Origin of the sequence: Streptomyces durocortorensis (assembly GCF_016901035.1) — a bacterium.
In the GTDB taxonomy this organism is placed as follows: domain Bacteria; phylum Actinomycetota; class Actinomycetes; order Streptomycetales; family Streptomycetaceae; genus Streptomyces; species Streptomyces durocortorensis.
The window spans coordinates 1-14,352 of sequence record NZ_JAFEUF010000078.1; the positions used below are offsets into that span (position 1 = coordinate 1).

Sequence of the window (14,352 nt, forward strand, 5' to 3'; positions counted from 1 at the left end):
CTCCTGACCGCCCCCGGAGCCGCCGCCCTCCGCCTCCACCCGGACGACCCCGCTCCGGGCCCCCTCCGAGCCGAACATGAGCGCCGAGCCGTCCGCCGTGTACGTCACCGACTCGGCCTGCCGCTGGAACGGGGCGGCGACCGACCGGTCCTCGCCGAGGCGGCCGTTCTCGAAGGCGTACTCGCGGGCGCTGAAGTACGAACGCAGCACCAGCCGCTTCCCGTCGGGCGAGAAGGCCCCGTCCGTCACCCACGGCACCTCGCCGACCCGTCGGAACGTGTTCACGGCGCCAGCCGTCAGCTTCGCGGGCCCCTCGTAAAGGCCGCCGCCGTCCTCGTTCTTGGAGGCGATGTAGACGCGGCCGGTCTTCGGATGGACCATCAGCGCCTCGGCGTTGCGGGCCCCGTCGGCGTACTTCACGTCGTACTGGACGGCGTTCACGGTGGCGTCGCGCAGCTCCTTCGGCTCGGGGAACCGGTAGATCCAGACATGGCTCCACGAGCCGTCCAGGTTGTCCCCGATGTCACCGACGTAGAGGTCGCCGTCCGGCCCGATCGAGATGCCCTCGACGTCCCTCGGCTCCCCGACCCCCCGCATGGTGATGGTGGCGAGGGTCTTCCCGGTGCGGGAGTCGACGGCGAAGACGTAGGGGCCGTCGTCGCTGTCGTTGTGCGTCCAGTAGACGCCGGGGTGCGCGCGGCTGGCGGCGAGGCCGCTGGACTCCGTGATGCGGGGGTCCTCGATCGTGAAGTCACGGTCGGGCCGCCCGTCGTCGGCCACGGCAGGACCGGCCCCGGCGAGCAGCAGAAGAGCGGCGGCGAGGGCGGCAGCACGAGGGCCCGCCGGGCCGGTCGGATACGAACGCATGGCCCAAGTGTCCATCGTCACGTCGCAGGCCGGAGCCGTGATCGGCCATGATGACGCCATGCGTTTCCTCTTCGTCGGCGATTCCATGACCATCGGGCGCGCCGGCGACGTCACCTGGCGCTACCGGATGTGGCAGCACCTGGAGACCTTCCCCGGCCTCACGTACGAAATCGTCGGCCCGCGCTCGACGCTGTACGACGCCGAGGCGAACGCCCCGCTCTCCCACGCGTACGCCGACCCGTCCTTCCCCCCGCCCGCCCGCCGCCATCTCTCCGGCTGGGGCGAGGGCTGGCTGCACATGGCCCCGGTGATCGCGGACGCGGTGCGCGAGACGGAGGCGGACGTCCTGCTGGTCTCGCTGGGCCTGATAGACCTCGGCTTCTACACGGACGCCGAGCAGACGGCGGCGAACGCCCGCGCCTTCATCGAGGCCGCCCGGACGGCGAACCCCCACATCCGCATGGTGCTGCTCCCGGTGATACCGAACGTCCGGGCCGAGACGGACGCGCCCTTCGCCGCCTCCTGCGCCCGCTTCAACGAATTGCTGGCCAAGGCGGTGGCCGACCTCGACACCCCGTCCTCCCCGCTCCTCCTGGCCTCGCACCCGCCGGGCTACGACATCCACACGGACACGTACGACGGCACGCACCCCGGCCCGACGGGCGAACACCTCCTCGCCGCCGCGTTCGCCGACGCGATGCACCAGGCGTGGGGGCTGGGCGGCCCGTACGCGGGGCTGCCGGCGCTGGTCGGCGGACCGGCCACCGCGGAGGGCTGACCCGCCCCGAAGGCGGCGTCCCGCCCGCCGGTCTCGGACGCGGGCCATCCGGAGCCGCACATCAGAGGGAGGGAGCGCGTGCCGGTCAGAGCCGGGACAGCACTCCGCGCCAGGTCCAGCCCGCGTCGAGGGCGGCCTGACGCAACGGATTCCTCATGTCACGCGAGTCGAAGCGGAAGGTCTCGACCTTGTGGCGACGTCCGTCGGGCCCCTGCTCGTGCGACCACCGCCGGGCAATGTGGGGCGCAGGGCCCCGGCCGTACCGCTTGCCCAAGGAATCAGGCGTCGACGCCTCCCACCGCTCGTCGAGCGCACGCACCTCGTGGGTGTCCGTGAGCAGACGCATCCGGGTCTTCAGCCTGATCTTCAGCTCAGGAACCCGCCACTCCGCCACCAGGTCCGCCTTCTCCGCGGGAAGGGCGTTGCGCACGCGGAACGGCACGCCGAGCCCGTTCACCGCAAGCAGCGCGGCCCGGACCTCGGCCACGGACAGCGGCGCGACACCGCTGTCCGGGTATCTGGTGCCGGTGAACCTGTCCCGCCAGCGTCCCATCGCTAGGCCCCCGTTCCAGGAGGCGTGTTCACCGGGCGAACCGTGCGCACGAAGTCCTGGAAGTCTCCGAGGACCTCGTCGTGCTGGGCCGCGGTGGCGGTCAGAGCCAACCGGACCGCCGCCCGTTTGCGCGGATCATCGACATCCGACATGGACAGGTACACCTGCGACTGGACGAGGTCGCGGCGCGATCCGTCCGCGGCGGTCGAGAAGGTCAGCCGTTGGGTCAGAGCGGGTGCCTCCGCGGAGCCGACCTCTCGGCGGTGTGCCAAGGCCACCGACTCGGCGACCTCGCGCAGGCGTTCCACCGACTCTTCCGCGAGCTCGGCCAGGGTGACCGTGTCCGGCAGAAATGCGCCGTCGACGGTGATGTTGGCCGTGAACCCGGCCTCCGGCTGCTGATACACCGCGGCGAAGGCGACATCCGCGGCGTCGGCCCCCTCCGGAGCGGGCGCGGGAAGCCAGTCCTCCGGCAGGCGGAACTCGATGGGCACCGGCAGTATCAGGGGCATCTCAGGCCCTCCCTTCCAGGGAAACGTACATCTCAGGAAATCAGGCGTCAGGAGAAGAAGTCGACGACGGCGTCCTTGGCATCACCTGCAGCGTCGCCTGCGGCATCGAGCCCGTCGCCGACGGCGTCGGCCGCGGCGCCGGCGCTCTTGGCCACCTTGTCCGGGTCGACGGTGATCTCCATTCCCAGGCTGCCACCGGCACCGGGGGCGAGTCCCGCATCCCAGCCGAACGTGTACGCCCCGGTGTTCTCGTCCTTCTTCCAGCCCACCCAGGCCTCCGCACCGGCTCCCTTCCACGCCTCGGCCGTCCCGCCGATGCCGATTCCGGCCACCTCCACACCACCGGCGATTCCGCCCCTCGCCCCGGCGAACGCCTTCGCCCCGAGGGTGACCTCTTCCTTCGTCACCTTGAGGCTGGCGGCCCCCTCGCCGCCGGCGAAACCCTCGACCCGTCCGTAGGCACCGGCGTACGGCCCGTACTCGGCGCGTCCCTCGGCCAGAGCCCGTATGCCCGCGGACGCTTCGGCCTTGGCGACGAGGCCCTCCTGGGTGAACCCGTAGTTGGCGGTGGCCCTGGCACCTCCGTAGATGTCGCCGACCCCGGAGAGCTTCCACTGTCCGTTGGTCAGAGACCCCTCGGCGGTGCCGTGGAAGAGGTCTGCGGCGGCCTTGACCGAGCCCTCCTTCCCGTACTTGGGGCCGGTCATCGTGAACTCGGCGCCGGGGCCGGTCAGATCCGCTTTGCCCTCGGAGACCCAGCCGTCCGTCTTCGTCGTGCCGGCGTCCCTGGCCTTCGCCGCCGAGGTGGCCTTCGCGAGGTCTCCCTCGGCGTGGGCGTTGAACCCGTCGAGGGTGGCGTCGTCGCCCTTGCCGAAGGCGTCCTTGTTGCTGTCGGCGACGGCGGCGACGAGGGCGGCGCGGACACTCCGGTCCACCTCGGAGACGGTCTTGACCCTGTCGTCGATGTGCTGCTGCCACGAGGCGACGGAATCGCGGATCACCCTCTGGCCGTCGGGATCGTGAACGTACGCGCTGCGCTCGGAGGGGGTGAGCTTGTCCCAGTCGAAGGCGACCCGCCCCTGCTCGGACACCATCATGCCGGCGTCGATCGCATCGTCGCGGGCGCTCTCCAGCCTCCTCTTGAGGTCGGTGAACCTCTCGTGCGCGTCCCGCAGCAGGCTCGCGACGGCTTGGGCCTGGACCTGGGCGGCAGCGTACTCGTACCGGGTCGCGGCGAAGTTCGTCCGGCCGATGTCGGCGGTCACACCAGCCCACGAAATCTTCTGGACGCTGCCGCCGTAGCGGGTCTCGATCTTGCCCAGCTCGCCGGCCATCGCCTCCCACTCGGTGGCGGCCGTCGTCAGCAGGCCCAGGTTGGTGGTCATGATCTCGTAGTAGGAGGTCGACATCGCAGGCCCTACAGACGGTCCAGCTTGGACTGCGCCAGCAGCTGATTGCCCACGCCGATGTCATTGCGCGCGAAAAGACCGGAGGCGCCGCTCAGCGCGTTCTTCTCCAGGGCCAGGCGCCCCATGAGGCTCCTGACCTGACGGTCCCACGTGCCCGCGACCGTCTTCAGGCCAGCGGCCGTTTCCCAGCCGTCGAACCCCTTGCGGGCGCTTTCGGTGGCGGTGTCGGCCCGCTCGGCGGTCTTCTTGGTGTTCGGCTCAAGATCATCCCTGATGGTGCCCGCGGCCGCCTTCTTCTGCGCCGGCGTCGAAGCGAAATCCGCTGCTCCCTGCCCGGAATCCGTCGTCATCGTTCTTCCCCCTGTCGTGCCCCCGGTTGACAAGGCGCCATCATACGATTATCGGTAAGCGTCCTGGAGAACACTCCCCAGAACTCCCGGATCGCCACCCCGTCCTCACTACCCCGACCAGTTCGCGCGGTGGCCGTCACCGGAGCGGGGCCGGGAGGAGGGAAACCCGGGTGGCCGGCTCCCACACCGAGCAGTCGTGCGCGAAGAACACTCGCCGCGGGTCGAACGCGGCCAGCCGGTCCAGCCAGGGACGATACGGCGGAAGCGGCTGCGACACCCCGTCGAGGACGGCGCGACGGGCCAGCTCGTCGGAGGCGTAGTGCGAGGCGAAGTCGTGGGCCTGCCCGGCGAGGACGACGGCCGTACCGTCCCTCTGCCGGACCACCAGCGACTGATGCCCGGCCGTATGCCCGGGAGTCGGAACGACCCACACCCCGGGCCAGACCTCAGCTTCCCCGGAGAGCTGCTCGTACACCGCACCGGGGAAGTCGACCAGGGCGTCGATGGTGTACCCGCCCCGCCGCGCGACGGCCAGCTCGGTCTCCTGGACCAGGACCGGCACCCCGGCCAGCAGAGGATTTCCGCCGATGTGGTCGAAGTGGAGGTGGCAGTTCACGACGAGCGCCACGTCCTCAAGTGCCGCCCCCACGGCGGCCAGCGCGCCCTCCAGCGGGTGGCGCCGGGGTCGGTAGCGCGCTTCGGCCCCGGGATCCCCCGCCCCGATCCCCGTATCGAAGAGAATCCGGCCGCGCTCGTGCTCGACGAGGTAGGCGAGCACAGGTTCGACTCTGGGGTGCGGCCCGCCGGTCTCGGACGCGGGCCGGACGAAGGAGCCGAGATCGAGGCGGTGCAGTGCGACGGTCTCGTTCGTACGCTGCGTCATACGGCCAGCCTGTCAGCTCGGCCGGCCGCGTCCGAGGCGTTTCGCTCTCGGCGACGACGAGCGCGGGCCCGGGTCGGCCCGGGGCGGTCCTCACCCGCTCCGCTGCGACCCCAGCATCGACAGGGCCAGCTGGGTCAGTTCGCCCGAGACCTCGCCGGGGCGGGCCCGGCGGCAGCGGCGGGCGTGGTGGGCCATCAGTTCGTGGACCGTGCCGACCATCACCATCACGTCGACCCGGTGGTCCCGGTCCTCCGCCTCGCCCCGGTCCACCGCCCGCTCGGCCTCTCCCGTGAGGAACTCCGTCCACAGCGCCCGCCAGAGCTTGCAGTGCTCGTCCACCACGGCGCTCACGCCCAGCACTTCGACGAACGTCACGCGCGCCTCGCGCGGGTCGCGGGTGACGGCCTCCACGTACGCGTCGAAGAGCCGCCGGACCCGCTCCTCGATCGAGCACTCCTCGATGCCCTCGGTCAGCAGCGCGCTCTCCGCAGCCCGCAGCCCCGTCGTCGTGACCCGGTTGTGGAGGGCGATGAGCAGCCCCTCCCGTGACCCGTACTCCTGACGCAGCACCTCGACCGGCACCCCGGCCGCCTCGCACACATCGTGCTCGGCGGTCTCCCGGTATCCGTTGATGCCGTACAACTCCCTGGCTGCTTCCAGAAGTTGTTCCCGCGCCTGTGTGCGCGCGACATCCCCGGGCCCGGTCCGCTGAACCGTCCAGCTGTCCGCCACCGGTCCTCCTTGAGCGCAAGGTGCGGGAGAGGGGCCTGCGCGCCTCTGCACGAACCGCCGCCCCATTGTGCTCGCCCCACCGCCGTGCGGACGGCCGCGCCACACCCGTACGGGGGAATAACCGCACGCGGAAACGCTTCTTCTTTGCGCGCCCCGAGCCGGACCCGGATGCGCCCTGGGTTCGCCCGGGTGCGCCCGCACACATGTGCCCTCCACCCCGGCACCCCTGCGTTGAACGCGTTCAAACTGCTCTGGCACGATAACCGTAGCTGCCGCCCCGGGTGGGCGTGCCGCACGTACATCAACGCGTGCAAGGGGGACTGACGATGGACAAGACAGGAAGACCGGGGAAGAAGGGGAAGAAGCGGCTCTTCGGGCTGTCTCTGCTGCTCTCGATCCTGGTGCTGCTCCTGGAAGCGACGCTCGCGCTCGTCGTGTCCATCGTGTACGGCGTCACGCAGGAGTCACCGGACGCGGGCGTCGGCGGTTCGGCGATGTTCATCTTCCTTCTGCCCGTGCTCGCCGTGTTCGCAACCGCGGTCGCCGCCATGCTGTCCGTGGGCCTCGTCTTCCCCACCGCCTGGCTCAGCGACGTACTGGGGCGCCGGTTCGGCGGGCGCGAGGTGTGGTGGTGGGTTCCGGTGGTGGCGGGGGCCGTCTCCCTCCTGCTCGTCGGCGCCGTCGTCGCGCTGGCCGGCGGTGCCGGGGCCGGGGCCGTCGCCCTGGGGTGGTTCCTCACCACGGCCGCGCTCACCGTCCCGGCGCTGCTCTGGCGTTCGCACCGGGAGCGGGTCTTCGGGCCGGTGACCCTGTGGGGAGTGGCCGCCATCGTCCTCACCGCCGTCCTCGGCGGGGTGGGCCTCGCGACGGGGGTGCTGAAGGAGTACCGTCCGCCGGCGGCCACCTCGGCGGACTTCGTCGGCCGCTGGTCCGACGGACACGGCGGAACGCTCACCTTCGGGGCCGGCGGCCGGGTCACCGCCGACGCCGTCGACGACGACCTCGGCGGCTGGGGACCTGGGGACGGGGAAGACGACGGCGACATCTGTACGGGGCAGGGCACCTGGACGTACGAACCCGGCGAGGGCCGATGGTCACAGGTGGTGGACGTCAGGGTCGACTCGTGCACGTACGGCACCTGGAACGTCGGCGGTACGGAGAGCCGGCTCACCCTCTACCAGTTCATCGGCGACCCGGACTCCTGGGACCTGTACGAGCTGAGGAAGACGTCCGAGCAGCCGTGACCTGCGCCCAGGCGGACGAGAACGGCCCCCGCCTCACCCCTTGACCGTGAACTCCCCCCGCAGCAAAGCCTCGTCCCGGGACGACGGGCCCACCAGCAGCTCGAAGCGGCCCGGCTCCACGACGCGGACGCCCTCCGCGTCCACCAGCGTGCAGTCGGCCACCGGGAGTTCGAAGAGGAGCTCCCGCGACTCACCCGGGGCCAACTCGACCTGCCGGTAGGCCTTCAACTCCTTCTCCGCCCAGGTCACCGATGTCACCGTGTCGCTCACGTACACCTGCACCGTCTCCAGCGCGGGCCGCGCACCCGTGTTGGTCACCGTGACCCGGGCCCGTACCGTCTCCGACTCGTCGACCACCGCCGTCAGCACCTCCAGGTCCGTGTAGGCGACCGTCGAGTAGCTCAGCCCCTCGCCGAACGCGAACGCGGGGCGCTGGGTGAGGTCCGCGTAGCGCGTACCGTGCTGGCCGCGCACCTGGTTGTAGTACGTCGGCTGCTGACCCGCGTGCCGGGCGAAGGAGAGCGGCAGGCGGCCGGTCGGCTCGATCAGGCCGAGGAGCAGCTCCGCGACCGCCCGGCCGCCGAGCATGCCCGGGTTGGCCGCGTACACGATCGCCGCCGCACCGAGCGCGGACGGCGGCAGCACCAGCGGCTTGGAGCTGATGACCACGACGACCAGCGGCTTGCCCGTCGTCGCCAGTGCGTCCAGCAACGCCACCTGGTCGCCGACGAGTTCGAGGGTGGCCGTCGACTTGCCCTCGCCGATCAGCTCGATCCGGTCGCCGACGACGGCGACGACGTGGTCGGCGGCCTCGGCTGCGGCGACCGCGTCGGCGATCAGCTCCGCGTCGGGGGCGGCCGGGTGGACGACCTCGGGGCGGGGCTGCCCGTCGGGGAAGAACTCCCCCTCCGGGTCGGGCCCGACCTCCAGGATCCGGGCGCCTGGCGCGTACGAGACGGTCCAGTCGGCGGGCACGTGGTCGTGGAAGCCGTCGAGGACGGTACGGATCATGGCGCGCGGCTGGCCGTCCGGCAGCCAGTCGGCCTGTCCGGAGGAGCCCGCCCAGTCGCCCAACTGGGTCTGCGCGTCATCCGCGTTGGGGCCGATGACCGCGACCGTACGCGGACCGGGCCCCGTGGGCCGCCCCTCCCCGCCGGCCTCCAGGCCGCCCGCGAACGGCAGCGTGCCGTCGTTCGCCAGCAGCACCAGCGAGCGGCGGGCCGCCTCCAGGTTCAGCACCGCGTGCGCCCCGCTGCCGATGACCTCGGCCTGCCGGGCGGAGTCGGGGTGGCGCGGGTCCTCGAAGAGGCCCAGTTCGAACTTGAGCGTCAGGATGCGGCGTACGGCGGCGTCGATCTCCGTCTCCGTCAACGCACCCTGGGCCACCGCCTCCTGGGCCCCCGCGAAGAAGTTCGACGTGGTCATCACCATGTCGTTGCCCGCGCGGACCGCCGCCGCCGACGCCTGTGCGTAGTCGGCGTAGACCTTCTGCTCCCACACCATGCGGCCGACGTTGTCCCAGTCGGTGACCAAGGTCCCGGTGTAGCCCCACTCGCCGCGCAGCACCTCGTTGAGCAGCCAGTTGTTGACGGTGACAGGCACGCCGTCCATCGACTGGTAGCCGAGCATGAACGTCCGGCAGCCCTCCTTCGCGACCCGCTCGAACGGCGGCAGGAACCAGGAGCGCAGCTTGCGGCGCGAGATGTCCGCCTCGCTGGCGTCCCGGCCGCCCTGGGTCTCGGAGTACCCGGCGAAGTGCTTGGCGCAGGCCAGGATCGCGGTCGGGTCGTCGAGGCCGTCGCCCTGGTAGCCGCGCACCATCGCGGAGGCCAACTCACCGATCAGGAAGGGGTCTTCGCCGAAGGTCTCACTGACCCGGCCCCACCGCAGGTCCCGGGTGATGCAGAGCACCGGCGAGAACGTCCAGTGCACCCCGGTCGCCGCGACCTCGACCGCCGTCGCCCGCGCGATCCGCTCCACCAGCTCCGGATCCCAGGTGGCGGCCATTCCGAGCTGCGTCGGGTAGATCGTGGCCCCTTCCCAGAACGAGTGCCCGTGGATGCAGTCCTCCGCGACGAGCAGCGGGATGCGCAGCCGGGTCTTCGCGGTGAGCGCGGCGGCCTCGCGCACCCGCTCCGGCGAGGCGTGCAGGATCGAGCCCGCGTGCAGGTCCTCGACGAGGTGCCGCACGCCCTCCTTGGCGTTGAGCTGGAGCATCTGGCCGACCTTCTCGGGCAGCGTCATGCGCCCCAGGAGGTCGGCGACCCGCTCCGCGACGGGCAGCGCGGGGTCGAGGTACGGCGGCTTGAGACCCACAGGACTTCCTTTCACGACGGCACTCCGCAGTACCGTACGCTCAATCCCGACCGCTTGGTAAGTATTCGCCCCTGTGAGAATCTGGGGCGGAACGAGAAAGGCGTCCGATGACAACGGGTGAATACGCGTGACCCCGGAAACCCGGCGCGGCTACGCCAAGGGCCGGGCCAGGCGGATCGAGATCCTCGACCAGGCGATGGCCCTCTTCGGCGAGGCCGGCTACCGAGGCGCGTCGCTCCGCGTCATCGCCACCCGTTGCGGCATCTCCCACCCGGGGCTCCTGCACCACTTCCCGACGAAGGAGGCGCTGCTCCTCGCCGTCCTCCAGCGGCGCGACGACGTGGACGACGAGTGGCTGGCGCTCGGCGTCACCCAGGGCGTGGACCATCTGCGCCGGCTGGTGGACCTCGCCGAGCTGAACGCCAAGCGGCGCGGGATCGTGGAGCTGTTCTCGGTGGTCGCGGCCGAGGCCACCGCCCCGGACCACCCGGCGCACGCGTACTTCGAGGCCCGCTACCGTACGTCCGTGGCCAACACCGAACGGGCCTACGTCCAGGCCCGGGAGGCGGGCGAACTCCGGGACGACGTCGATCCTTCGGCCGCCGCGCAGCAGCTCATCGCGCTGATGGACGGCCTCCAGATCCAGTGGCTGATCAGCGACTGTGCGACGGACATGGCGGAGGTGCTGCGGGCCCACGTGCGCGCGCAGCTGACCGTGGTGTTCTGAGTCGAGAAGAGGTCGAGAAGAGAACGGGCCCGATGCCGACGCCATTGATGGGACTGCTCCTGCTCCTCAGCGGGGCGGCTGTACCGGCGTGTGCCCTCGTGGTCGTGCTGCTGCTGCGGAACCGGCCCCGTCCGCTGCCCAGGATCTTCGGAGCCGCGGCCCTTCTCTTCGGCTTCTCGGCCGCGTCCGTGTACTGCTGCGGCTGGTTCTCCGTCACCCTGGGAGGGCCGTTCCCCGCGCTGTGCGAGGACATGAACACGTCCGGCGCCCCGCTGACGAGCCTCCGGCAGGACTACTGGCCGCTGCGCAACGCCTGCGTGTACGCGGACGGTTCGACGGTGGAGCACCTCGCCGGGTCGATCGGCGTACTCGTCCAGGTGTCGGCCGGCCTCGCCGTCGCCCTGGCCTGCACCGCCGCGTTCCTCAGCCGAAGGCGGCGCCCAGCAGATACGGGGCGAGGGTCAGCGTCACCGCCAGTGACCAGTACGGGTAGGGGTACGGGTACGACGGCGCTTCGGTGATCAGCCTGCGCCGCATCCACAGGTTGATCAGGGCCCAGAACCCTCCGAAGACGCCGACCACGGGCACGACGAAGACCAGCCACAACCACATCCCGTCGTTCTCGGTCGGCTCCCGCTGGGTCCATCCCAGCTCCGCGAGGGGCCCGTTGGACAGGACGTACCAGACCAGGAAGGCCGGCACCACGGCCGGTATCCCGAGCAACAGGTTCACCACCACCGGGACGAAGGACTTCCACAGCCGCGCACGGCCTGCACCGGTCCCCGTACCGCCTTCACCGGCCCCCGTACGGCCTGCACCGGTCAAGGGCTCACCCGCTCGATCCCGCGGCGGCCCGCGATCCGGGCCATGGTGAGACAGTAGAGCGGGGCGAAGACGAGTTCGGCCACCATGGCCTGCCAGGGCGCGTCGGCGGCGGTCTCCGTGCTGGCCAGCTCGCCGAAGCCGGCCGCGAGACCGAAGGCCAGCAGGTTGTTCGCGACGTGCATGACGATCACGGCTTCGAGCCCGCCGGTACGGATCACCAGCCAGCCCCACCACAGCGCCGAGTACAACAGCAGGAGGAACCCGGAGAGTTCACCGAATCCGTGGGCCAGGGCGAACAGCAGGGACGCGACGACGATCGCCGGCCAGGGCGTACGTACGACCCGGCCGATCACCTGGACCAGCCAGCCCCGGAAGACGTACTCCTCGGCGGCGGCCTGGAACGGGACGAGCGCCAGGATCACGGCCAGGCTCAGCAGAAAGACGGGCCATCCGGGGAAGCCGCTCCCCGACTCCCCGACCGGTTCGTCGTTCCAGGTCCACGCGATCAGCAGGCCGATCTGCACGATCATCAGCGGGAAGCCCACGGCGGCGCACCGCCCGAGCCAGCCCCAGCGCAGCCGCCCGACGACGGAGGAGACGGTCCCGGCGGGGCGCCGGCCCAGCACGCGGGCGCCCCACAGGACGATGGGTATGGCGATCGCGATGCCGAGGAGCTGGACGACCAGGTCGGCGACGGGGTCCTCGAAGAAGAGGTCGCTGTCCGCGTCCGCGGGGGCCGCGTCCAGCAGCTCCGCGAGGACCATGCCGACGATGCCGACGACCACGACAGCCAGCAGGACCAGACCCACGACGGCCGACAGCTCGCCGATCCAGCCGAACCGTCCGCCCTGCCCGTTGCGCCCCTGCTCGTCGTAGCGGGATCCGGAGGGCGCCCGCACCGGCCCGGTCGGCGGGCGGCTCCACTCCGGGGGCCGGTCCCAGCCCTGCCCACCCGGCCAGGCCGGTGCGGGCGGGTGCGGCGGACCGCCCGCCGACGACGGCGGGGCCCAGGGCGACGGAGGAGGCGAGGAGGACGAGTGCGGGGGCCCGTCCGAGGGCGAGGACGAGGGCGGAGGCGGCGGATCAGAAGGGTGGCTCACATCAGCGATCTTCGGATGCCGTGCGTGCACGGGTCAACGCCAGCCGTCCTCGCGGACCCGGGCCGCCAGGTCGATCTTGGTGTAGGTCGGCCGACCCGCCTCCTGGTACTTGGCTTTCACCCGGTCCAGGTAGTACTTCGCCGTGTTCACCGTGATCCCGGCCCTGCGGGCGGTGGCCTTCAGCGTGAGCCCGGAGGCGTACCCCACCAGCACCTCGCGCTCCTGGGGGGACAGCCGGGGGCGCGTGGAACCCCGGTCGTAGGCCAGAGCGAAGGCCAGCTCCGGGGAGTGGGCGGTACGCCCGGCCGCGATCTCGCCGACGGCTTCGACGAGTACGGACAGCTCCTGGTCCTTCGTGAGGAAGCCGTCGGCGCCGTCGGTGACGGCCGCGACGATCCGGTCGCGGTCCGCCACCACGCTGATCATCAGCACCCGGCTGCCGGCCGCCCGCAGCCGGCGGATGTTGTCGGCGGGCGGCCGGTCGTCGCGGAGCATGAGGTCGAGCAGCACGACGTCCGGCGGCTCCCCGGGGCCGGCGAGCAACTCGTCGACGGTGGCGGCGCAGGCGACGAGGTCCACCTCCTCGACTCCCGCGAACCACGACCGGATGCCGTCCCGCAGCATCCGGTCGTCGTCCACCACGGCGACGGTGATCACCCCGGCCATCTCAGCTCCACGCGCACGCCCTCGCCGGGGGCGCTGTCCACGAAGGCCCGCCCTCCCACGCCGCGCATCCGTGCGTGCACGGAACGGTCGAGTCCGATCCCGCCGGCGCCCGGCCGGGCGGGGCCCGGTGGCCTCGCCGCTCCAGCCGACGCCTCCGCCCCGGCCGGTACGCCCGCTCGCTCCGGCCCGGCGGCTCCGACAGCGAAACCCCGGCCCCGGTCGACCACGGTGACGATCAGCCGGCCGGAGTCACCGGCGGCGGTCACGAAGGCGTGCCCCGTACCGGCGTGGCACCGCACGTTGTTGAGCGCCTCGGTCGCGGCCCGTGCCATGGCCAGTGCTATCTCGCCGGGCACGGCGGGCGGCTCGTGGTAGCGGGCGGTCACCCGCAGCCCGAGCGCTTCGGCGGCGCGTACGGACTCCTCCAGTGCGGCCCGCACCTCGGAGGCCTGCTCGCGGTCGTCCGCCTGCTCGACCAGCCGCCTGAGGTACGCGGCCTCCCGCGCGCAACGCTCGCGCATCATCGAGGTGTTGGCATCGACGCCACCGCGGGCGATGGCCGTCAGGGTGGCGAGGACGGTGTCGTGCAACGCGTTGTGATGGGCCACGCGCTCCGCAAACCTGGCCCGCTGCGCCTCAGCGGCCAGCGCACGCCGGTTGGCCGAGTCGACCTGCTCGCCCTGCCGGCAGAGATACCAGGTGAGCACCCAGGAGACGACGGCGGAGAAGACCAGGGCGTTCAGATGGGCGCCGGTCACGGAGGCATCCGCATCCACCAGGAGATACCCGGCGAGATGCGTGACCACCAGGAGCACGACGGTGACGGCGAGCAGGCGCGCCCCGAAGGCGACAGCGGCCATGGCCGAAGCCGATCCGCCCAGCAGCATGACCCAGGCGATCGATTCCTGGGTGTGGGCCCCGCCCCACGCATACGCGCCGAAGGGCAGCAGGCAGCCGATCAGCAGGACGTCGAGACCCACGGCCCAGGAAACGAGCCGCCGGTGCCGGGCCGCCATGAACCAGATGAGGGCGGTGGCCGCGACCGCGGCCCCCAGCGCCACCCACGGGAACAGGAGGTCACGCTGATGCTGCGCCACCACGGCGCCTCCCGCGACCAGATGACTGCCGCGGTACAGCGCGGTGGCGATGACCATCGTCTTCCGGGCCCGGTGCAGCCCGGTCTCGGCTCTGTCGATGCGACGGCCCCCCTTGATCGCAACCCCCCAGAAAGGGTGGTGCACCGGCCCCTCGGCACACCGCTAACGTCACCCGTGGCGATCGGGGGATCGCTCGCGGCCACGATAGGCAGACCCCGGCCGAGGTCGGTCTGCGATTCCCGGACAACTCGGCAGATCTTTCGATCTGCCGTGGCTGAAATGACATGTGACAC

General features: G+C 71.6%; 16 protein-coding genes. 4 read left to right on the plus strand and 12 right to left on the minus strand.

What is annotated here, in order from left to right:
• A partial coding sequence (locus JS521_RS16930) for an SdiA-regulated/phytase-like domain-containing protein (RefSeq protein WP_205083825.1) occupies positions 1-867 on the minus strand: 867 nt, incomplete at its 3' end.
• On the opposite strand from JS521_RS16930, the gene JS521_RS16935 reads away from it, so the two are divergent.
• Entirely contained in the window at positions 866-1,645 is a 780-nt protein-coding gene (locus JS521_RS16935) for a GDSL-type esterase/lipase family protein (RefSeq protein ID WP_205083826.1), read from the plus strand. The genes JS521_RS16930 and JS521_RS16935 overlap by 2 nt on opposite strands.
• Before the next feature lie 85 nt (positions 1,646-1,730).
• Here the strand turns inward: JS521_RS16935 and JS521_RS16940 are convergent, their stop codons facing one another.
• The 6 genes from JS521_RS16940 to JS521_RS16965 form a co-directional block, all read right to left on the minus strand.
• Entirely contained in the window at positions 1,731-2,198 is a 468-nt protein-coding gene (locus JS521_RS16940) for a hypothetical protein (RefSeq protein WP_205083827.1), read from the minus strand.
• A gap of 2 nt (positions 2,199-2,200) precedes the next feature.
• A complete protein-coding gene (locus JS521_RS16945) occupies positions 2,201-2,710 on the minus strand; it encodes a hypothetical protein (protein WP_205083828.1) in 510 nt (169 codons plus the stop codon).
• Positions 2,711-2,757: 47 nt separating this feature from the next.
• Positions 2,758-4,119: a hypothetical protein gene (locus JS521_RS16950; RefSeq protein ID WP_205083829.1), complete on the minus strand. Its 1,362-nt coding sequence runs from the start codon at positions 4,117-4,119 to the stop codon at positions 2,758-2,760.
• A gap of 8 nt (positions 4,120-4,127) precedes the next feature.
• On the minus strand, positions 4,128-4,469 hold the full coding sequence (locus JS521_RS16955; RefSeq protein ID WP_205083830.1) for a hypothetical protein: 342 nt from the start codon (positions 4,467-4,469) through the stop codon (positions 4,128-4,130).
• Between the two features lie 136 nt (positions 4,470-4,605).
• Positions 4,606-5,352 carry an MBL fold metallo-hydrolase gene (locus tag JS521_RS16960; protein ID WP_205083831.1) on the minus strand — a complete coding sequence of 249 codons (747 nt, stop codon included), beginning with the start codon at positions 5,350-5,352 and terminating at the stop codon, positions 4,606-4,608.
• Between the two features lie 90 nt (positions 5,353-5,442).
• The gene (locus JS521_RS16965; protein ID WP_205083832.1) at positions 5,443-6,084 is read right to left on the minus strand and encodes a TetR/AcrR family transcriptional regulator; all 642 of its coding nucleotides are present in this window, start codon (positions 6,082-6,084) and stop codon (positions 5,443-5,445) included.
• 326 nt (positions 6,085-6,410) lie between these two features.
• On the opposite strand from JS521_RS16965, the gene JS521_RS16970 reads away from it, so the two are divergent.
• Positions 6,411-7,328, plus strand: coding sequence for a hypothetical protein (locus JS521_RS16970; RefSeq protein ID WP_205083833.1), 918 nt, complete (start codon positions 6,411-6,413; stop codon positions 7,326-7,328).
• Between the two features lie 33 nt (positions 7,329-7,361).
• Here JS521_RS16970 and JS521_RS16975 read toward each other — a convergent pair whose 3' ends face one another.
• On the minus strand, positions 7,362-9,644 hold the full coding sequence (locus JS521_RS16975) for an exo-beta-d-1,3/1,6-glucosidase (protein ID WP_205083834.1): 2,283 nt from the start codon (positions 9,642-9,644) through the stop codon (positions 7,362-7,364).
• A gap of 127 nt (positions 9,645-9,771) precedes the next feature.
• Here JS521_RS16975 and JS521_RS16980 point away from each other — a divergent pair, with 127 nt between their 5' ends.
• Positions 9,772-10,371, plus strand: coding sequence for a TetR/AcrR family transcriptional regulator (locus JS521_RS16980; protein WP_205083835.1), 600 nt, complete (start codon positions 9,772-9,774; stop codon positions 10,369-10,371).
• 32 nt (positions 10,372-10,403) lie between these two features.
• Complete coding sequence (locus JS521_RS16985; RefSeq protein WP_205083836.1) at positions 10,404-10,892, plus strand: hypothetical protein; 489 nt, start codon at positions 10,404-10,406, stop codon at positions 10,890-10,892.
• Here the strand turns inward: JS521_RS16985 and JS521_RS16990 are convergent.
• From JS521_RS16990 to JS521_RS17005, 4 genes are all read right to left on the minus strand, one after another.
• Entirely contained in the window at positions 10,795-11,196 is a 402-nt protein-coding gene (locus JS521_RS16990) for a hypothetical protein (RefSeq protein WP_372448591.1), read from the minus strand. The two genes, JS521_RS16985 and JS521_RS16990, sit on opposite strands and share 98 nt — an antisense overlap.
• A complete protein-coding gene (locus tag JS521_RS16995; protein ID WP_205083852.1) occupies positions 11,193-12,095 on the minus strand; it encodes a CPBP family intramembrane glutamic endopeptidase in 903 nt (300 codons plus the stop codon). The genes JS521_RS16990 and JS521_RS16995 overlap by 4 nt, the downstream gene beginning before the upstream one ends.
• Before the next feature lie 234 nt (positions 12,096-12,329).
• Entirely contained in the window at positions 12,330-12,962 is a 633-nt protein-coding gene (locus tag JS521_RS17000) for a response regulator (protein WP_205083837.1), read from the minus strand.
• Positions 12,950-14,116, minus strand: a complete 1,167-nt coding sequence (locus JS521_RS17005; protein WP_205083838.1) for a sensor histidine kinase — start codon at positions 14,114-14,116, stop codon at positions 12,950-12,952. Before JS521_RS17005 ends, JS521_RS17000 begins: the two co-directional genes overlap by 13 nt.
• Positions 14,117-14,352: the final 236 nt, after the last annotated feature.